This is a genomic window from Pseudomonas nunensis (assembly GCF_024296925.1).
Classification (GTDB): domain Bacteria; phylum Pseudomonadota; class Gammaproteobacteria; order Pseudomonadales; family Pseudomonadaceae; genus Aquipseudomonas; species Aquipseudomonas nunensis.
Genome location: NZ_CP101125.1, coordinates 2,844,707 through 2,864,519, shown reverse-complemented (window position 1 = coordinate 2,864,519; position 19,813 = coordinate 2,844,707). Strand labels below are relative to the sequence as shown.

17 protein-coding genes are annotated in these 19,813 nt (G+C 59.8%); 5 read left to right on the top strand and 12 right to left on the bottom strand.

The features are described from left to right. Positions 1–10: 10 nt before the first annotated feature. The 4 genes from NK667_RS12265 to NK667_RS12250 all read right to left on the bottom strand — a co-directional run bounded on the left by NK667_RS12265 (position 11) and on the right by NK667_RS12250 (position 4,474). On the bottom strand, positions 11–1,033 hold the full coding sequence (locus tag NK667_RS12265; RefSeq protein WP_054046423.1) for an alpha/beta fold hydrolase: 1,023 nt from the start codon (positions 1,031–1,033) through the stop codon (positions 11–13). 170 nt (positions 1,034–1,203) lie between these two features. Beyond that, positions 1,204–1,638, bottom strand: coding sequence for a YqaA family protein (locus NK667_RS12260; RefSeq protein WP_054614893.1), 435 nt, complete (start codon positions 1,636–1,638; stop codon positions 1,204–1,206). Beyond that, positions 1,638–2,084 carry a DUF411 domain-containing protein gene (locus tag NK667_RS12255; RefSeq protein ID WP_054046418.1) on the bottom strand — a complete coding sequence of 149 codons (447 nt, stop codon included), beginning with the start codon at positions 2,082–2,084 and terminating at the stop codon, positions 1,638–1,640. Before NK667_RS12255 ends, NK667_RS12260 begins: the two co-directional genes overlap by 1 nt. 398 nt (positions 2,085–2,482) lie before the next feature. Beyond that, positions 2,483–4,474, bottom strand: coding sequence for a methyl-accepting chemotaxis protein (locus NK667_RS12250; protein WP_054614892.1), 1,992 nt, complete (start codon positions 4,472–4,474; stop codon positions 2,483–2,485). 386 nt (positions 4,475–4,860) lie between these two features. Between NK667_RS12250 and NK667_RS12245 the strand changes: the two genes are divergently transcribed. Next, positions 4,861–5,379, top strand: coding sequence for a hypothetical protein (locus tag NK667_RS12245; protein WP_054046415.1), 519 nt, complete (start codon positions 4,861–4,863; stop codon positions 5,377–5,379). A 45-nt stretch (positions 5,380–5,424) separates the two neighbouring features. On the opposite strand, the gene NK667_RS12240 is transcribed toward NK667_RS12245, so the two are convergent. Continuing rightward, positions 5,425–6,420: an aldo/keto reductase gene (locus tag NK667_RS12240; RefSeq protein WP_054614891.1), complete on the bottom strand. Its 996-nt coding sequence runs from the start codon at positions 6,418–6,420 to the stop codon at positions 5,425–5,427. Positions 6,421–6,539: 119 nt separating this feature from the next. Here NK667_RS12240 and NK667_RS12235 point away from each other — a divergent pair, with 119 nt between their 5' ends. Beyond that, the gene (locus NK667_RS12235) at positions 6,540–7,466 is read left to right on the top strand and encodes a LysR family transcriptional regulator (protein WP_054046410.1); all 927 of its coding nucleotides are present in this window, start codon (positions 6,540–6,542) and stop codon (positions 7,464–7,466) included. Here the strand turns inward: NK667_RS12235 and NK667_RS12230 are convergent. The 5 genes from NK667_RS12230 to NK667_RS12210 are packed head-to-tail and all read right to left on the bottom strand — an operon-like array spanning position 7,455 to position 14,461. After that, positions 7,455–8,372, bottom strand: a complete 918-nt coding sequence (locus NK667_RS12230; protein WP_054614890.1) for a GNAT family N-acetyltransferase — start codon at positions 8,370–8,372, stop codon at positions 7,455–7,457. The genes NK667_RS12235 and NK667_RS12230 overlap by 12 nt on opposite strands. Then, positions 8,369–9,658 (bottom strand): AMP-binding protein, encoded by a 1,290-nt coding sequence (locus NK667_RS12225; protein WP_054614889.1) that lies wholly within the window; start codon positions 9,656–9,658, stop codon positions 8,369–8,371. The genes NK667_RS12230 and NK667_RS12225 overlap by 4 nt, the downstream gene beginning before the upstream one ends. Next, positions 9,655–12,084, bottom strand: coding sequence for an acyl-CoA reductase (locus NK667_RS12220; RefSeq protein ID WP_054614888.1), 2,430 nt, complete (start codon positions 12,082–12,084; stop codon positions 9,655–9,657). Before NK667_RS12220 ends, NK667_RS12225 begins: the two co-directional genes overlap by 4 nt. 1 nt (position 12,085) lies before the next feature. Next, positions 12,086–13,216 carry a LuxE/PaaK family acyltransferase gene (locus NK667_RS12215; RefSeq protein WP_054614887.1) on the bottom strand — a complete coding sequence of 377 codons (1,131 nt, stop codon included), beginning with the start codon at positions 13,214–13,216 and terminating at the stop codon, positions 12,086–12,088. Between the two features lie 21 nt (positions 13,217–13,237). Next, positions 13,238–14,461 carry an MdfA family multidrug efflux MFS transporter gene (locus NK667_RS12210; RefSeq protein ID WP_054614886.1) on the bottom strand — a complete coding sequence of 408 codons (1,224 nt, stop codon included), beginning with the start codon at positions 14,459–14,461 and terminating at the stop codon, positions 13,238–13,240. Positions 14,462–15,044: 583 nt separating this feature from the next. Here NK667_RS12210 and NK667_RS12205 point away from each other — a divergent pair. Continuing rightward, complete coding sequence (locus NK667_RS12205; RefSeq protein ID WP_054046397.1) at positions 15,045–15,233, top strand: hypothetical protein; 189 nt, start codon at positions 15,045–15,047, stop codon at positions 15,231–15,233. Here the strand turns inward: NK667_RS12205 and NK667_RS12200 are convergent. Continuing rightward, positions 15,223–15,627 carry a hypothetical protein gene (locus tag NK667_RS12200; protein WP_054046395.1) on the bottom strand — a complete coding sequence of 135 codons (405 nt, stop codon included), beginning with the start codon at positions 15,625–15,627 and terminating at the stop codon, positions 15,223–15,225. The two genes, NK667_RS12205 and NK667_RS12200, sit on opposite strands and share 11 nt — an antisense overlap. 284 nt (positions 15,628–15,911) lie before the next feature. Between NK667_RS12200 and pvdQ the strand changes: the two genes are divergently transcribed. Continuing rightward, complete coding sequence (gene pvdQ / locus NK667_RS12195; RefSeq protein ID WP_054614885.1) at positions 15,912–18,245, top strand: bifunctional acylase PvdQ; 2,334 nt, start codon at positions 15,912–15,914, stop codon at positions 18,243–18,245. 64 nt (positions 18,246–18,309) lie between these two features. Here the strand turns inward: pvdQ and NK667_RS12190 are convergent, their stop codons facing one another. Further along, positions 18,310–19,323, bottom strand: coding sequence for a FecR family protein (locus tag NK667_RS12190; protein ID WP_054614884.1), 1,014 nt, complete (start codon positions 19,321–19,323; stop codon positions 18,310–18,312). 152 nt (positions 19,324–19,475) lie between these two features. Here NK667_RS12190 and NK667_RS12185 point away from each other — a divergent pair, with 152 nt between their 5' ends. Further along, entirely contained in the window at positions 19,476–19,745 is a 270-nt protein-coding gene (locus NK667_RS12185; RefSeq protein ID WP_054046388.1) for a PepSY domain-containing protein, read from the top strand. Positions 19,746–19,813: the final 68 nt, after the last annotated feature.

The window sequence follows — 19,813 nt, the reverse complement described above, 5'->3', positions numbered from 1 at the left end:
CAGCCTTACCTCATCCGCGAACAGGGTTGTATTGAGTCAGCCAGCCAAGCAAGGCCTGGTGGAATTTTGCCGGTTCTTCCATCTGGGGGGCATGGCCCAGGCCAGGAAATTCGATCAGCGTCGATTGTGGTATGAGCTGGGCAACCTGCTTGCCGAGCACTTCATAGTGACCAATCTTCGCCTTCACCGCCGGTGGCGCGATGTCCTTGCCGATGGCGGTGGTGTCGGAGGTGCCGATCAGCAACAGCGTCGGCACCTTCAAGTCCTTGAACTCGTAGTACACCGGTTGGGTGAAGATCATGTCGTAGATCAGCGCCGAGTTCCATGCCACCTGAGTCTTGCCGGGGCCTTTGCTGAGCCCCGCGAGCATGTCGACCCAACGGTCGAACTCAGGCTTCCAGTGCCCGGCGTAATAGGTGCTGCGTTCGTATTCGCGGATGCCGTCGGCGCTGACTTTCAGCTCGCGTTGATACCATTGATCAACGGTGCGATAGGGCACTCCGAGGGCTTTCCAGTCTTCCAGGCCGATGGGATTGACCAGCGCCAGTTGCTCGACTTGCTCCGGGTACTGCAACGCATAACGGGTGGCGAGCATGCCGCCGGTGGAGTGCCCGAGCAACGTGGCTTTCTGGATGCCCAGCGCCTTGAGCAACTGCTGGGTGTTGGTCGCCAGTTGCTGGAAGCTGTATTGATAGTTGTCCGGTTTGCTGGAGGTGCAGAAGCCGATCTGGTCCGGCGCGATCACCCGGTAACCGGCCTCGCTCAGGGCCTTGATCGAACTGTCCCAGGTGGCGCCGCAGAAATTCTTGCCATGCATCAGCACCACGCTGCGCCCGTTGGCCTTGCCATGGGCGGCGACGTCCATGTAACCCATTTGCAGGGATTTGCCCTGGGACTGGAAGGCGAAGTGCTTGACCGTGTAGGGGTACTCGAAGCCCTGAAGCTCCGGGCCGTACTCCGGACCTTCGGCGTGAGCCAACATCGGCAGGGCGGCGGTCAACAGCAGGCCGGGCAGCCAGCGGGGAGAGGACATAGGTGGACTCCATGGGAAATTTGTCGATGCTGGATGGGCGCGATTAGGGCGAGATTAAATACAACCGATGCAATCCATGTGGGAGTGAGCCTGCTCGCGAAGAGGGAGTGTCAGGCAACACTGATGTTGACTAATGCACTGCTTTCGCGAGCAGGCTCGCTCCCACAGGGTTAACTCATCCAGCCGAGGGTTGCGAGAGCCAACACCGCATAACGCGCGCCTTTGGCCAGGCTGACGATCAACAGAAATCGCCACAGCGGTTCGCGCATCACGCCAGCGACCAGGGTCAGCGGATCACCGATCACCGGCACCCAACTGAGCAGCAATGACCAGTGACCATAGCGCTGATAATGTTTTCGCGCTGTTTCCAGATGCCGTGGCTTGACTGGAAACCAGCGCCGGTCACGAAACCGTTCGATGCCGCGACCCAGCCACCAGTTCACCAGCGAGCCAAGCACATTGCCCAGCGTCGCAACCGCCAGCAGCGACCAGAGCCAATCACGATGACTGAGCAACAACCCGACCAGCACCGCCTCGGACTGCAACGGCAATAACGTCGCGGCCCCGAACGCCGCCAGAAACAGCCCGATAAGTGCGCCGGACATCAATGGGCGGGGTAGTCCGCTACCACCGTGTCAGTCCCGTCTTTTTTCAGGCCGATGATTTGATAGGCGTCGCTCATGCCGTCCATTTCCATGCCCGGCGAACCCATGGGCATGCCTGGCGCGGCGACCCCCAGAAGATCGTCACGCTTGCTCAAGGCCAGTACTTGCTCGGCCGGCACATGGCCTTCGACGAACTTGCCGTTGATCAGCGCCGTGTGGCACGACGCCAGGCGCGGTGGCACGCCGTGCTGTTGCTTGAACTGGCTCATGTCGGCTTCGACGTGATCCTCAACCTTGAAACCGTTGGCTTCCAGGTGGCTGATCCATTTTTTGCAGCAGCCACAGTTGGCATCGCGGTGGACTTCGATGGGGATCGGCGCGGCGGCGTGGGCCAGGGAGGAGAGGAACAGGGCGCTCAGGGCGACCAGACGCAGGTGGGTTCGCATGGGAGGATCTCGACTCGGGTGGCGGTCAAAAAAAGACGCATTTTGACGATTTTAACCGACCGCGCGGGGCGAGAGTGTTTCGAAGTAATTCGAGAGTGACACGGATCCTGTGGGAGCTGCCGAGGCACGAAGCTGCGTTCGGCTGCGGAGCAGTCGTCAAGCCTGAGTACACGGTCTTGCTGAAAGACCGCGTCGCCTGGATTCACGGTATTTCTCATGTAGCAGCTGCCGAGGTACGAGGCTGCGTTCGGCTGCGGAGCAGTCGCCAAGCCTACGTATACGGTCTTGCTGAAAGACCGCGTCGCCTGATTTCACGACTGCTTCGCAGCCGAACGCAGCCTCGTGCCTCGACAGCTGCTACGAACCGAGTGCTGCGTTCGGCAGCTGCTACACATGGTCTAGCGAACTTTGAACCGTCCCATGATCGCGCTCACCCGGCTGTTCGCTTCCAGCAATTGCTGGGTGTTGAGTTCGCTGGCGTGACCGCTTTTCACCAGTTCATCCACCATGTGGCGGATTTGCACCATGCTGCGGTTGATCTCTTCGGTCACTGCGCTTTGCTGTTCGGCGGCGGTGGCGATCTGCGTGCTGAGGCTGTTGATGTGGCTGACGGAGCCGGCCATTTCATCCAGGCCGGAGTTCACCCGCGCCGTCGCATCGGCGGCGGACTGGCAGCTGGCCTGAGTGTTTTCCATCGCGGCCACCGAGGAGCTCACACCCTGAGTCAGGCGCTTGAGCATTTCGTTGATTTCCGAGGTGCTGGCCTGGGTCCGGGCGGCGAGGGCGCGGACTTCATCGGCCACCACCGCAAAACCACGACCCTGCTCACCGGCGCGTGCCGCTTCAATGGCAGCGTTAAGCGCCAACAGGTTGGTTTGCCCGGCAATCGCGCCAATCACACCGAGAATCTCGGTAATCCGCTGCGCATCCTGCTGCATGTTTTCGACTTTATGCGTGGCGCTGGCCACTTCTTCGATCAACGCCACCACACTGCTGGAGGCTTCACCGACTACTACCCGCGAGCGATCCGCGTGTTCGCTGGCGCGCTGGGTGAACGAGGCGGTTTCGGCCGCGTTCTGCGCCACGCTGTCGGCGGTGGAGCTCATTTCGGTGATCGCGGTAACGGTCTGATCGGTTTCCGAAGCGTGACGCACCAGGATCTGGCTGGTGTGCTCCGAGGTGCGTTGCAGGTTGTCCAGGCTCGACGCCATGGCACCGGTGGCTTGGGTCACTTCGCCGATCATGTTCTGCAAATAGATGATGAAGGCGTTGACCGAATGGCCGATGGCGCCCAGTTCGTCCTCGGCGCGGATAGTGATGCGCTTGGTCAGGTCGGCGTCGCCGGCGGACAGCGCGTCAATGTTGGTCTTGAGGATTTTCATGCGGTGGATCAACTGGCGGATCGCATAGATCTGCAACAGCACCAGCAGGATCACCATCGGAATCTGCAACAGGCTCAAGGTGTTCAGCACATCGTCACGCTGGGCGGTGATCAGCTTGGTCGGCAGGGCGGTGGCGAGGTACCACGGCGTGCCTTCGATCGGGCGCATGAAGAAGGTGCTGGCTTCGCCGTTGTTGTCGAATTCGACCCGCTGGGCCTTGTCGCGATTTTGCAGGCCAGTCTTGACCTGGTTGGCGAACGGCGAGTTGCCAGCCAGTTCGCTGATGTTTTTCAACACGATCGGCCCGCTGATGCGCGAGCTGTTGCTGATGATTTTGCCGTCGGACTCGACGATCAGCATTTCGGCTCCGAGGTCTTTTTCCTTGCGCGCGATCAGGTCGTTGAAGAAGCCCAGGGTCACGTCGATGGTCGACACGCCGTAAGCCGCACCATTTTTCTGGATGGCCATGGCGCAGTTGGTGCGCGGTTCGGCACTCGCGTCATCTTTATAGGCTGCAGCCCAGGCGCACTGGCCGCGTGGGGTGGCCATGCCGCCCTTGTACCAGGTCTGGTCGTAATAGTTAGGTGCGGCGTCACTGTTCCAGAAGGTGTTCACCGCCAGTTTGCCGGAGCTGTCGCGGTGCCAGAAGGTGCTGAACTTGTTGCGGCCCGCTTCACGCTGGCCAGGCAATGGCCAGATCCCGCCGCCGAACACTTTCAGCTCGCCGTACTGGTCCACCAAACCGGGCAACACCGTATCGATGGCGGCGCTGTCGAGCAGGGGAATAGTCTGGGTGATGCTGCGTTGTTGGGCCTGGACCTTGTTCAGTTCGCCCTGGATTTGCTCGGCGACTTCAGCAATGCGGTTGAGGGCCACCTGTTCTTCGGTGTGGCGCAGTTTCGGCGCGACCAACTGGCTGATGCCCACCACCGTGAGCACCGAAAGCAGCAGGATGAACAGGACCAGAAACAGCGTGTAGCGAGCCTGAATGGTACGGAATGCGGGCATGGGACCGGTCCTTGTGCTGCGTTTTTATTGTTTGGGTTCTGGAAGTGGGGCTATCCAGGGCTTATCGGCCTGGCGGGGGCGAGCTTTAGTACGGGCGTGCAAGAAATCAGTCAGGGGGACAGACGGTCAAGATCAGGCAAGTGTCGAGACCGCTACAAACGGAATGATTCTGTAATAAATGACAATCGATAGAGCGGCTAGACCAAGAACAAAAATTTCATATAGGCCAATGAAACCGGGCCTTTGGCGATATGTATCGAAAATGTACGAAATTTGTAAAAAGACGAAATATTAATAGGTGTACTAACGTTTCGCGCCGATACTTCCCCGCAATCATCTCGCTCAAAACAAGGATTTTCTATGTTCCAGTCGAAAGGAGTACGGTCATGACAATTGGTCTGGTCGGCAACTGGACTGCCAAATCGGGCCTGCTGGTGCGCCAGGGTTCGGAGAATGCGAAACCGGTGACCCAGAGCGCCAAGGTGCGGGAAATCCTGACCATGGTCGGCACCAACCCGACGATCCTCGATCGGGCCAAAATGGATAGCTTGCAATTGTTCAAACAGGTCAAGGGCTTCGATCCGTCGAACATCTCGGCCAAGCAATTGGGCAACATGAGCACCTTCCTCAAGCAGAACGGCATCATCGGCGATGTGACCGCGCTGACCTTGCTCAACGCTGGCGACAAATTCGACAAGTTTGGTATCCCGAACGATCCGGATGCCAAATTCAATGCGCTGGACTACTTCGCCACGCAACTGGACTCGATCCAGAGCAACAACCTCAAGGGCAACAAGTACGCCAACTACCTGGTGCCTGAGTTCAAGAAAGCTATTTACGTGCTGCAGAACCTGAAAACCTACGGCGAAGGTAACGGCTCGACGGTCAAGAAAAAGGACAAATGATTGTCTGCCCCGCTCATTGCGCTGAGCGGGGCAGAAGTCGCGCAATCAGCGGTCGAGCATTTGCATCACCGCTTCCGGGTAACGCAGGCCGGCCGTGGCGTGGGCCGGAAAGATCGCTTCCAGCGCTTGCAGCTCGCTGGTGCTCAGTTTCACCTCCAGCGCCGCGACATTTTCCTCCAGATATTTACGCTGCTTGGTCCCGGGAATCGGGATCAGGAACTCGCCTTGCGCCAGCACCCAGGCCAACGCCAATTGCCCGGCAGTCACGCCCTTGTCGGCGGCCAGCACTTGTACTTGCTGCACCAGCAGCAGGTTTTTCGCGAAATTCTCCCCTTGAAAACGCGGACTGAAGCGACGGTAATCGTCGGCGGCAAAGTCGTCCGGACTTTTCAGTGCTCCGGTCAAAAAGCCGCGGCCCAACGGGCTATAAGGCACAAACGCGATACCCAGGCGCTGACACGTGGCCAGGCAACCGTTGTCTTCCTGATCTCGGCTCCACAATGAATATTCACTTTGCAGCGCGCTGATCGGATGCACCTTGTTCGCCCGTTCCAGCGTCGCCGCTGAGGCTTCGCTCAATCCCAGATAGCGCACCTTGCCGGCCTTCACCAGCTCGGCCATGGCGCCGACGGTTTCCTCAATGGCGACTTGCGGATCGATCCGGTGTTGGTAGTACAAGTCCAGGGTGTCCACGCCGAGGCGCTTGAGAGTGCCGTCGATGGACTGGCGAATGTATTCCGGGCTCCCGTCGACACCACGTGCGGTCGGGTTGGCCGGATCGCGAACGATGCCGAACTTGCTGGCCAGGAACACTTGGTCGCGCTTGCCGGCGATGGCTTTACCGATCAGTTCTTCATTGGTGTGCGGGCCGTACATGTCGGCGGTATCGAGCAGGTTGATGCCCAACTCCAGCGCCCGGTGCAGGGTCGCGGTGGCTTCGCGAGTATCGGTGCCGGTGGTGTAGAAATCGGTCATGCCCATGCAGCCCAATCCGATGGCGCTCACCTGCGGTCCGTTCTTGCCCAGTTGACGTGTTTGCATGAGTTCAGCTCCTTGAAAATGTGAGTCGCCATTGTTCCCCTCGACAGAAACAAGATAAACCGGCTAAAACTGCTATCACTATTCATGATTTCTAAATAATCGACAGGTGCGGCAGAACCATGGACCGTCTCAACGCCATGCGCGTGTTTACCCGGATCGTCGAGCTGGGCGGCTTCGCCAAGGCGGCGGACAGCCTGCAAATGCCTCGCGCCTCGGTGACGATTCTGATCAAGCAACTGGAAGCACACCTGGGTGTGCAACTGTTGCAGCGCACCACCCGGCACATTAGCCTGACCCTGGACGGCGCGGCCTATTACCCCCGGTGCGTGCAATTGCTCGCGGACCTTGAGGAAACCGAAGCGGTGTTTTCCGCCGCCCGACACAATCCCAAAGGCTTACTGCGGGTCGACATGCCGGCGGGTATCGGGCGGCTGATCGTGATCCCGGCATTGCCGCAATTTACCGCCCGGTATCCGCAGATCGAACTGGAGATCAGCTTGAACGACCGCACCATTGACCTGATTCGCGAAGGCGTGGATTGCGTGTTGCGCGGAGGCTCGCCGCTGGATGACTCTCTGGTGGCACGCCCACTGGTCATGCTCGATCAGGTGACCTGCGCCAGCCCCGAATACTTGCAGCGTCATGGCGTGCCCAAGCGTCCGTCGGACCTGCACGGCCATCAGATGGTGGAGTATTTCTCCGCGACCACCGGCACGCGCTTCGGGCTTGAGTTTGTGGTGGAGGGGCAGGTGCAAGCAGTCAATCTGCCCAGGCAGGTCTCGGTCAACAGCGCCGACGGCTACATGGCCGCGTGTGAGGCCGGGTATGGTCTGGTCCAGGCGCCGTACTATCACGTTGCCCGACAATTGAGCGAAGGGCGTCTGTGCGAGGTGCTCAAGGACGCGCCGCCGCCGGGGATGCCACTGACTGCGCTATATCCGCCGCACCGCCAGTTATCCCGGCGGGTGCGGGTATTCGTTGATTGGCTGGTTGAACTCTGTGCGCAACCGGGCCAGCAGTTTTATCGAAGTGACTCAGGCGGCTGACCGATCGGCCTCGGCACCTTGCAAGTGGTCATGCAGTCGTTGCATGTGCGGGCAGTGCAGTTGCAAATCCCGCGTCCGGGCACCGCGATGGAACAAGGCGAACCATCGCCCCTGATCGGGCGCGGGCATCACCCCTGTGAAAACAAAACCCTTGCTGCTCAAACGCTGACAGTCCTCGGCAAAGCCAGGTGACAGGGCCAGCCTGAGGGAAATCAGCCAGGCCGCCGGCAGTTGAATCAGTTGATCGAGCAAGCGTTTGTCCAACCGCTCAATGACCACATCGATCCTCTGCTGATGCTGTTGCATGTGCAGGGGCTGCGCCGGGTAAATCGCCGCGCTCTTGCCGCTGCCAAACACCGAACCCAGATGCTGCATGAACCCACGGCAGCTGTCCGGCCAGGCAATGTCCGGGAGCGGGCAAGCGTGGCCGTCGAGTGGGTGGACGCCGACCACGATGCTTTCCGCCGATGCCCCGGCGAAAGGCGACGGCACGTAATCGGGCAGTATCGCGGTGCAATGGAACCCCAAGGTGTGCGCCATGCGCTGGGTGTACGGGTGATGGGTGACTTGCTTGATCAACACGCAACGCCCCGCGACCGCGCTTGCGTGTTCCAGCACCTCGCGACCCAGGCGAGTGGCGATGCTCTGGCCACGGGCCTGCGGGTGCACCACGCTGAGGGCCAGTTCGGCGCTGGCGGTCGGGAGCCTGTCGCGGCACAACGCCGCGTGGCCGACCACCTGTGAACCTTGCACCGCGAGCATGGATTGCCAGCGACCGTCGGCGTTGTGCTGGGTGATCAGCTTCGGCAGATAAACGTCCGGCTGCACGTAATGATCGCCATAGACCAGACGAAACAGCTGACTGACAGCCTGGGCGTCGGCGGCCCTGAAGGGGCGGAAAATCATGGCCCGACCTGCGACGCGGACGTGTATACCCGCAAGTCCAGGACCCGCAGTTGTTTGCCCGAGCGCGGATGCAACGCGAGTTCAGTGGCGGCGCACGGCTGGACCTGGAAAACCAGCAAGCCGTCATGGCTCAACGTGCTGATGGCGGGGTAGTGGGCGACCAGTGCATCGCGTAGCGCAACACTCACGTGTTCGATGGCCGAGGCACCGGTGTCGGGCACCCAGGTCACGCTCAATTGGTCGATGTATTCCACCTGTTCAATGCGTATTTGCCACTGATCACTGCCAGTTACCTGCTGGACAATCCCGTGTATCTCGTCCGTCTGCAGAGACATCACGCCGACCCGTACTCGCTGGCTATGGGCGCTGCGGCCTCTGAGGGCAAACTTGCGTCTTGGGCTGGCGGCGGGTTCGAGCCAGCAGGCGCGATCGCCCACCGGGTAACGTAACAGCGGCATTAGGCGGCGACTCAGATTGGTCACCACTAACAGGCCCACACGGTCGCATTCTTCGATGATCTCGCCGCTGTGTTCGTCGATGATTTCGAGCAAGGTGTGCTGATCGAATACCCGATGTTCGCCCAAGGCACAGTCACGATCACTGCCGCCGATCAACCCGGCGTCAACGCTGGCATAGCCGATGGACGCAACGCGGGCATTGGGAAAGACTCGGGCAAAGATCGCCAGTTGCCCGGCAAATACGCTTTCCCCGCCATACAGCAGCGTGTCGACGCCGAGCAACACCTGGTTGTGCTCGGTCAGGTAAGCCGCGAACTTCAGCAACTGCGCCGGGATGCCTGCCAGCACATTGATCCGATAGTCGCGAATCGCCGCCGCCAACCCGGAAAAATCAGCGTTGCCGGTGAAGGGGAATTCGCTGATCGGGACGCTGACGTGGGCCAGCGAATCGTGGATGAACAGGAAACTGGCGCACAGGTCGCCGGAGAAAAACAGATTGGCCACCCGGTCACCGCCGTTCAGTTGCGACGAGAGGCTTTTGCCAAATGCCGTGACCAGGGTTTGCCATTCCGCGTGGGTGTACACCGCCAGTTTGCCCTGGCTGGTGGTGCCCCCGGTTTTAAACAACAGTGCATCGTCGACCGGGGCCGTAAGAACGGGCCATTGCGCCAGGTCGTGGCTGCCGGCCCAATAGGTGTTGCCGTCGATCAAGGGGATATCGCCCGAGGTAAAGCCCCGTTGCGGCAAGTGTTCCAGGTGCTTGTTATAAAAACGCGAGTGTTCGCGCAGATATTCCACCAGTTGCTCTAGCGTAAGCAGCTCGTTCATTGGAATTCCTTTTCCGTTATTGGGCGTTGCCGCCGGTCGATCACCAACGGCATTTTGCCGCTGTGTTTATTGCGCTCGAATCGAGTCGCGGTGCAGGTGTTCACTTCCAGCACCAGCAGTGCAGCGTCCACGGCATTTTTAAGTGCGGTATCGCAAAGCAATTGCTGGTGAACGTGATCAGCGTCAGCCTCGGCGTGTACCAACAGGCGTTCGACGCCGTTGGCTGCGTGGTCGAGCACGATCTGAACAGGCACGCCTGCGTATTGAGCCAGCTGTGAAGGGGAAATGAATTCGGTGCCGATCCGCAGCCATTGCCCATGGCGCTCCAGCAACTGGAAGCGTGGCGAACTCAATCCACACGGACACGGGCCGGTCACCCAGCGCCCGGTGTCGCCCACTTCGTAGCGACGGACGCTCTGACCTTGGCGGGCCCGTGAGGTGAATAGCAAGCGCCCGACCTCATCGTTGCGGACCGGCATGTCCTGTTCCAGATCGACGATTTCCAGATGTTGGGTATCGCACATCAAATGGAAGATGCCATCGCTGGTCGCGGCGCAAGCGTGGCCAAAGGGACCGGCGTCGACGGAACCGTAAATCGCCGAGCGGATCGTCGAGACGCCGCAACTTTCCATCAATTGGCGGCTGGCCAATCCCGGATGCTCGCCACCGAGAAACACTTTGCGAATGCCCGCATACCCGCGCAGGGTCGTTTGCTCACTGAGAAACAGACGATGCAGGGTGCTCGGCATGCCGATCAACACGCTGACCTGTTGCTGCACGATCATTTGCGCGATTTCGCTAAAGTCATCGTCATGGGGCGCGCCCATGGGGAAATGGGTCGCGCCCATCTGTTGCAGGATCCAGGAAAAACTCGAGAAGCCGCCGTAAAGGTTGCCGCCGTAGAACAGGTTCATTACCCGGTCCTGCGACGGATCCAGCCCGGCGGCGAACAGCCCGTCAGCCGCTGCGCGCATTTGCCGGTCGAAGTCGCGGTAGCTGAAACCGGCCAGCGCCGGGGTGCCACTGCTGCCACCGGATCGGAAGTACAGCTGAGCCGAGCGGTCTATGGGTTGGGCCTGGAACGCGGTTTTGTGCATGATCGCAAGACCGGCAATGTCCGGGGCAGCCGGCAATGCATCAAGGCTGGCATGCCTGCTCAACACGTCGGCGGACAGGCTCACCGAGAGCCGGCGACTCAAGCGTGTCAGCGCATAAACGCCATCGTGAGGCTCACCGGCGTAGCCAGCATGGATCGACCCGGCAGGCGCTATGCGCGTGACGCCGGCATTGATCAGGCTGCGTACCAGCGCCGGGGTTTGCGCTGGCGGGCAGATCAAGGCGCAGCTTTGCAGGACCGTGCGCCAGGGCAGCAGGGTTTCGGCAATCAGCGGCTGCGGCACCGGTTTGAGCACCAGCGTGCGAAACAGCGGTGAAGGCGCGAGGGTCCGATGATGTTCCCAGATCACCCGCCATCCGGCGCCGGCCCAGACTTCACCGGTATGCCCGGCAAAACACTGCTCCAGTTTGGCCATCGCGCTACGAGTGGTGATTTCCGAGGCTTCCTGAGCGGTGGGCAGCAGCGCTGGCCACTGTGCATGGCGGCGTTCGAACGCCTCAGCCAGGCGCGAGCCCAGATCCCGCAGAACGGCCGGATCATCGCTGTCCACCAACACCCATTGCGGACTGGAACACGCTTGTTGATCCAGACGACAGACTTCGTCGACCAAGGTATCGAGTGCCGACTGCTGCGCAGCCTCGGGGCTCAGGTACGCGAAACTGATCCGATGCCCCCAGTCGATCCAGCGACATCCGCCGGGCAGTTGCTGTCGGATGGCCTTGAGCGCGGTTTCGCCACCCCACGCCGCCACGCCATCGGCGCGGATACAGAGGCGCCCGATGTGCGCGGTGTCCACGGGCAACACCGCGATAAAGTCCGCCAGCCTGCCGCTGCTGTCGCACTGGGTGAGGGCGTGCAGCAGACGCGCCGTCTGCCCTTGGTCGCTGGAACTGGGGCGCAGCCAATTGATGTTGCCGGCCAGCAGGCTTTCCAGGACAGCACAAAATGCCAACATCGGTGCATTGCCTGGCGTGATGTGCACCACCAGCCCCAACGGGTGCCAACTCTCGAAGCGCGGTTGCCGGTAATCGATACGCCTCAGTGAGCGCGCCTGCACGCCCAGTTCCCGCTCCAGTTTGTCGGTCAGGTGCCCAGGCTGGCAGAAATCGATCAGCCCCAGGCGTTGTTCTTCTTCAAGGCCCACATCCAATTCGTCCGCTTGCAATTGTTCGGCAAAGCGGGCGGCGGCAGCCACGACGGTGTCGCTGTCGATGGGCGTCATCAGCAATCGCGGCAAGGCCTGGTGCAGGGTGTCCAGAGTGCTATCGAGGGAAAGTCCGGGGTGCAATTGGCCATTGATCAGGAACATGTCAAACCCTCCCGATCAAGTCGGCCGCGGCCATTGCGCAACTGCGACCGGGGCTGGTGCCGGCGCGCCCGTGCAACTGGAACCAGTCACTGGACAGGCCACAGCCGCATGTCGCGCCGGGGTACAGCGTGGCCAGGTCGCTCATGACCACGGCATGCGCCGGGCTTGACGAAATATAGGGCGATACAAAACCCAGCAGGCCGGGTTGGCCGTAGGGCTGGACGCTGAAGTCGGATGGATTGCGCACGAAAACCTTCGAGTAAACGGGTACATGAAAATGATGATGGGCACACTCGATATAGGGCACCGCGTGCTCGACCGCGCCGTAGCCGTCGCGACAGCGGGCGGGATCGATGCCCAGTTGCCGCTCGATCCGCTCATACAGCTGAGTCCGGGGAATCTCCTGCGCCGCATGGTTTTTCCAGCCGCCGCCGAGAAACACCAACGACCCCGCCGGCAATGAGAGCGGCGCAATACCCGTCGCCTGCATGCGTTGCAACGCCTGCCACAGGAAGGCCGGAAAGCCAAAAATGCGCACGGGCAATTGTTGTTCGGCGAACGCCTGCAACGCACGGATCACGCCGAACTGATCGAATTCATGGCCGGTACCGGTACGTCGCAGGCCATGGACGATCTGATTGACCGGCGCATAACGGCACAGAAACTGATCGGTGTAAGAGGTGCCCAGACGGTTGTCGGGCTCAGGTTCGTAGCTCAGCAACAGGTAGTTGCACGGCGTGTCCGGGGTGTCCCAGCCATAATGCTGGAAAATCCGCGTGACCATGCCTTGGGCGGCGGCCATGCTGCGAGCGTCATAACGCATGCGGCTTTTCTGGCCGCTGGTGCCGGACGAAGTCAGCTCCAGCGCGCCTTCACCGCTCGGGCTCAACAGCAGTTGCTGCTTGAAAAAATTGGCGAAGATCGGCGGCAGTTGCGACCAGTCATCCAGCCCATCGAGGGCCTTTTCATCCAGGCCATGGCTGTTCAGCCAGCGTTCGTAGCCGGGGGTGTGGTGGCAGTGAAACAGGCTGACTTCAGCCATGGCGCGGTCGAACAGCCCCGGTGGTACCGAATCCTGCTCGTAAGGCTGCGCCAGCGCACACAGTGCGTCGGTGTTGGGAAGGTGAATCATCAAAAGTCCTTTTTTGTTTGGTCAGGCAGCGGCCGTGTGATGGAAGCGTCGCAGGAAAGGTTGTAACGGCACGAGGCAGGCCAGCCCGGCGATACTGGCGATGATGGCGAACGACTCAAGGCTGTCGCCGCCACCCAGCGCCGCGATCACCGACCCGGCGGCGCCCATGATCGAGATTGAAATCATGCCGATCATGGCTGACACCAGCCCTTTGCTGTCCGCGCTGGAAAACAGCGCCAACCGGTACAACGCGGCATTGCTCATGCCCAGACCCACGGCGTAGACCGCCAGACAGCCGACCAGCCATTGCGTTGAAACGCCGTGCAAGCCGACGATCAGTAGCGCAATGAGACCCGCGCAAAATGGCCACAGCGCATAGCGAATCAACTGCGCCAGGGCCACTTTTGCGATCAGGCGGTCGAGCAGCAAATTGCCGAGAATCACCGCGCCGAACACCGGGATCTGCCAGAGCCCATATTGCAGCGACGACATGCCTTGGCCGTGGATCAACAGCAGTGGCGAGAGGCCGATCCAGGCAATCAACGGCAGACTCATCAGCCCCAGGGCGAGGGACGACAGCACGAACGACCTGTTACGCAACAACAGGCCGTAGCGGCGCAGGGTGGCGCGCAGGTCGAAGGGTTCGGCGCTGGTTTGGGAGCCGGGTCTGTGCGGCATGAACGCATATAAGCCCAACCAGACGGCGAGTGCGGCGATCCCCAATGCAAGGAACATTTCGCGCCATGACAACCACTGCAATAGCAGGCTGCCCAGTAAGGGACCGAACAGTGGAGACAGCAGGGCAATGTTCCCCAGCCACGCCATGATCCGCACGGCATCGGCCTCGCAGAACGCCTCTTGCAAGGCGGGATAACTGACCGCGATGACAAAGCCCAAGCCCATGCCCTGGATCAATCGCAAGCCATTGAACACCTCGATGCCCTGCACCCAATACGCCGCGCCACACGCCAAGGCGAATAGCCCGCTGCCCATGAGCAACAGCGGACGGCGCCCATAGTGATCGGACAGAGGGCCGACCAGCCATTGCAGCAGGACACCGCCGGTCAAATACAGCGTGAAGGCATACGGAACATGCCCGGGACTGGCCTCAAGCTGTTCGGTTACGTTCAACATGGCGGGCATGATCAAGTCGCTGGCCATATAGGTCAGGAGTTCGAAGGCTGCGATGGCCAGGCAAAAACCGGTTAAACGGATAGGGCGGATAGTGATGGATGATGTCGGCATGACTTCCTGTCGATACTTAAAGTTTGAGGAGGGAGCTCCTGTAACGGTGTACCGAAAGACTAATCATCCAGAGCGCTGCGCTCTATAAAGCGTTTGAGACGGGGGATTTCAATGGTTTGCCACGTATTGCGAGTGGCAGGAACAAGCGTCAAATCCAGAGTGACATGGATCCAAACTTACATAAGTGCGAACAATCCGCTGTACGAAAAATGCCCGCGACAAGGCGGGCATTTGTTCAGGTTTTAGTTAAAAGGCTTGTTTTGTCTTACACGGGATTTACCAGTGCGGACTACCGATGTTGGTAATAACCCGGTCCGCCACGATCGTAATGGTGGTCACCGTGCCAGCCGCCGTGGGGGAAAATGATACAGCCGCTCAAGGAAAGCAGAGCGATCAGGGGAATCAGCAGTGTGATTCGACGGAGCATTTCAAAATCCTCATGGTTATCGCCGCAATGAAGCCAAAACTCTTCATCGGCTGTAACATGAGACTGCGTTTGCCGGCGTTTATCCCCGCCCGAAGGTAGGGGCTTGGCATGCAAACGGATACAAACCGGATACATTTCAAGATTCAGGAACCCGCAATGACCCAGTCGCAACGTTTGAAATACTCGATTCTGATCTCCCTGGTGGTTCTGGGGATCATGTTCGGCCTTTCGTATCTGCAAAACGCAGGGATCATCAGCGAGAAGCTGTTTCAGTACATCGCCATTGGTGTGGCCGTGATCGTCGTGGTCGTCAACGGCGTGATGCGCCGCAAGGTCAAGCCTTGAGCGACGCGCCCGAGGTCGATTCGCTGTAGAGAATGGCAATAGCCTGCGGATGCAGGCTGTAGCTTTTGTCTGGATTGAGCGTGATCACGCCCTCACTGCATAACCGCTTCAACACTTCCCGCACACTCAGGAAGGACAGGGGAATATCCAGGTCCAGCAAATACGTGTGCACGCCGCGCACGCCCAGGTTGCGCTCGCTTTCGGCGGCGCTCAGCAAGGCGTCGATGACTTTAAGGCGAATCAGGCTGGTGCGCAGGCCAAAGCTCTTGAGCAGTACCCGGATTCGTTCGTTTCCGTGGCGTTCAGCCTTTTGTTCAAAAATCCCTGCACCCTGGGTCATGGAAATACCTTTTGGCGCATGGCTACCGTCCGTTGGCAGTTGCGAGTTGTACATTCAAAAACTCCTTTTCAGAGCCTGATCAGGAAAATAGTGATGGTGCTCTCAATCATTAAGACGAACGAGCACGGCAAATCATGAAGGCTTTGATGTAGAAAATTTGTCGATGGCATGTGATCGCCATGTGATTCGGCATCGGCATCGGCATCGGCATCGGCATCGGCATCGGCAAGCCGCTGCGCCGCCTAAATTTGCTGAGGATTTTTTCGTTCCTGAGGACAGGCACATTCCGTGTAGAACGCGGGTGTGATTTTTCCAGGCCATGTCCATCAGGAGCGAGCGTGATTATTAGCAGGCAGTTAACCCGGTTGAGTCTTGCAGGTGTGTTGCTGGGGCTGAGTGTTGCGGCGAGCGCGCGCAGTGCGCCGGAACCTTCGGCCGTGGATATTCGCCGCACCAGTTTCGGCGTGCCGCACATTCGTGCAGAGAACGAGCGTGGACTCGGTTACGGCATCGGCTACGCCTACGCCCAGGACAACCTGTGCCTGATGGCCAACGAGATCGTCACCGTCAACGGCGAGCGTTCGCGGTATTTCGGCCCGGATCAATTCACCCTCGAAGAACGCGCGAACCCGGCCAGTGACCTGTTTTTCAACTGGCTGAATACCCCGCAAGCGGTGGCCGGTTTCTGGCAGGCGCAAACCCCGCAAGTGCGCGATCTGATTGACGGATACGTGGCAGGCTACAACCGCTCCCTGGCCGAACGTCAGGCACAGGGTTTGCCGGCGCAATGCCAGGACGACTGGGTGCGCCCGATTGCCGCCGAGGACCTGGTGAAAATCACCCGACGCCTGTTGGTAGAAGGCGGAGTCGGGCAGTTTGCCGAAGCCTTGGCCGGCGCCACGCCGCCGGCTGCGGTGGCTCAAACGGTAGGCGGCGCGCAGTCGTTCCAGCTTGCCGCCGAACGCCAACAGCGTTTCGCGCTGGACCGTGGCAGCAACGCGGTGGCCATCGGCAGCGAGCGTTCGTTCAACGGTCGCGGCATGCTCCTGGCCAACCCGCATTTTCCTTGGGTTGGCGGGATGCGCTTCTACCAGATGCACCTGACGATTCCCGGCAAACTGGATGTGATGGGCGCAGCGTTGCCTGGTCTGCCGATGATCAATATCGGTTTCAACCAGCACCTGGCCTGGACCCACACGGTGGATTCGTCCAAGCATTTCACCTTGTATCGCCTGCAACTGGACCCGAAGGATCCGACCCGCTACCTGCTCGATGGCAAGTCGTTGCCGCTGGATAAACAGACTCTGACGGTGCAGGTGAAACAGCCGGATGGCCAGGTCAAACCGGTTTCGCACGTGGTCTACAGTTCGGTGTTTGGCCCGATCGTGCAATGGCCCGGCAAGCTCGACTGGGACAATCAGTACGCTTATAGCCTGCGCGATGCCAACCTGGAAAACGACCGCGTCTTGCAACAGTGGTACGCGATGAACCGCGCCACCAGCCTCAAGGATTTACAAGCATCGGTGCACAAGATCCAAGGCATTCCGTGGGTCAACACCCTGGCGGCGGACGATCAGGGGCAGACGCTTTACATGAACCTGTCGGTGGTACCGAATGTGAATGCCGACAAGCTCGCCAAGTGCAGCGATCCTCGGATCGGGCTGAAGATGATTGTGCTCGACGGTTCCAACAGTGCCTGCGCCTGGGACATTGATCCGAACGCTGCGCAAAAGGGCATTTATGCGGCGGACCAGTTGCCGCAATTACTGCGCAAGGACTTCGTTCAGCACTCCAACGATTCCGCGTGGCTGGCTAACCCGGCGCAACCGCTGACCGGTTTCTCGCCATTGATCAGTCAGGACAGCCAGCCGCTGGGCCTGCGTTCGCGATTTGCCCTGGATCGCCTGGGTTCGCTGGCCAAGACCGGGAAGCTGGCCGCCGCGGATCTGCAACACATGGTGATGGATGATCAGGTGTATCTGGCGGCGCAGGTGTTGCCGGACTTGCTGAAATTCTGCAGTGCCGATGCAGCAGCGCAGGCATCGGTGTGTGCCAGCCTGAAAGCCTGGGATGGCCGGGCGAATCTGGACAGCGGTCCGGGCTTGGTGCACTTCCAGAATGTCATGCAGACGCTGCAACAGTCGCCGGACATCTGGCGCGTGGCGTTCGATCCGAAAGACGCGCAACACACCCCGAGCGGGCTGGCGTTCGAACGGCCGGAAGTCGCCAAAGCCATACGCGAAGCGATGCTCGCGTCGGCTGAATTGACCACGAAAATGGGGCTTAAGCCGGACACTCGCTGGGGCGATATTCAAGTGGTGAGCAGCGGCGGACAACAAACATCGATCCACGGTGGACCGGGCCCGCTGGGGATTTACAACGCGATCCAGAGCGTGCCGAGAACCGACGGCAAGCTTGAAGTGGTCAGCGGCACCAGTTACCTGCAAATCGTGTCCTTCGATGAAAAAGGTCCGCACGCGCAAGGCTTGCTGGCGTTCTCGTTGTCCAGTGATCCGGCGTCGAAGTACGCACGGGACCAGACGCAGGCCTTCTCGAAGAAACAGTTGAGTGTGTTGCCGTTCACCGAGCAGCAGATCAAGGCTGATCCGCAGTATCAGGTGCAGACCATTCGCGAGTCGGATGACAAAGTAGGGAAGGTGGCGACGCAGTAAAACGCCGCTCTATCAATCTGTCTGTGGCAAACATGAAGGCCGCACCCCTCATGGGTAGCGGCCTTCAGCTTTTTGGCGTTTGCCTGGGAATTGCATTGAGCACCGGGTTGCCGTTCTCGTTGCGAGTCAGGTACACCGGCAACACCCGGGGCAGGGTCGCCACGAGATTGTTGATTTCCTTGATGTTGTAGATGCCGCCTAGGCGGATCGAAGCGGTGCTTTTATCGGCAACCATCACCGGTTTGGCCAAGTAGCGATTGATCAGTGGCAATGCCTCGCTCAGCGGCAGGTCATCGAGCACCAGTTTGCCGCTGCGCCACGCCAGGGAGCTGTCGTTGGCGTAGGTTTCACTGATCTGCGGCATAAAGTCGCCGTGGCGGAAACGCGCCTGCATCGACGGCCCCAGGCGCAACCCGTCGCCGTTCAGCGCGTCGTTGCTGGTCACCAGCACTGAGCCTTCGATCAGGTTCACACGCACCTGATCTTCATACAGCCAGACGTTGAACTTGGTGCCGGTCACCCGAATCCGGCCTTCGGCTGCCTTGACGATGAAGGGGTGTTTCATGTCGTGGCTGACACTGAAGAAGGCTTCACCTTTTTTCAGGGTGACCCGGCGTTCATCCTTGTAGTTGCTGAAGGTCAGCTCACTGCTCAGGTTCAGTTCCACCTGGCTGCCGTCGCTCAGGGTGACCTGGCGTACGTTGTCAGTGGATTCGAAATGCTGATAGGAATTGGGCAACCAGCCAAGATTCCATCCGGTGTACGCCGCCAGCGGCAGCGCCAAGGCACAGGCTGCGGCGCTGATGCCAAAGGTGCGCCAGGATGTCGAGGGCTTGCTGGGCAGGGGCACGTGCAGGGGCGGGGCGGCGGACTCTGGACGCGGCAAATCGCCGGCAACGTCCCAGATCTCCAGCATGGCTTCGTATTCGAATGCATGCAGCGGATGTGCATCACGCCATTGCTCGAACGCCTGGCGCTCTTCGGCTGTGCAGTCGATGGCGTGCAGACGCATGCACCAGTGCGCAGCGGCATCGGTGACGGCGTCGTATTCGGCTTCCGAGAAGGTGTGTTCGGTCATTGACTCATCCTGATTTGCTGCATTCTAACCTTGAGGGCAACGTATCGAGAACATCCGTCATGGCAATTACCCATCAAAGTGGAACTTATTTTTCCCCGCAAGGCCCTAAAAAAAGGACCTCAATACACAGTATCCACAAATGGAGTGAAAAAATGATCAAGAAAACCTTTGCTGCCGTCATTGCCGCTGCAACCTTGTTGAGCGCTGGCGCAGCCATGGCTGATCGTCCGGGGGCCGGCTGGATCTCGATCGAGAAGGCTATTGAAACCGCGAAGACCAAGGCAGGTTATGTCGAGGTCTATGAAGTAGAAGCTGACAACAACGGTTATTGGAAGGGCGAGGGCCGCAAGGCCGATGGCGTGGTCTATGAGTTCCGCATCGACGGCGCCTCGGGCAACATCCTGCGTGATCAGAAGGACTGAAGACGATCCCAGGGGAGCGGGTTTGCCCGCGAAGACGGTGGCACAGTCAACATTGATACTGACTGATC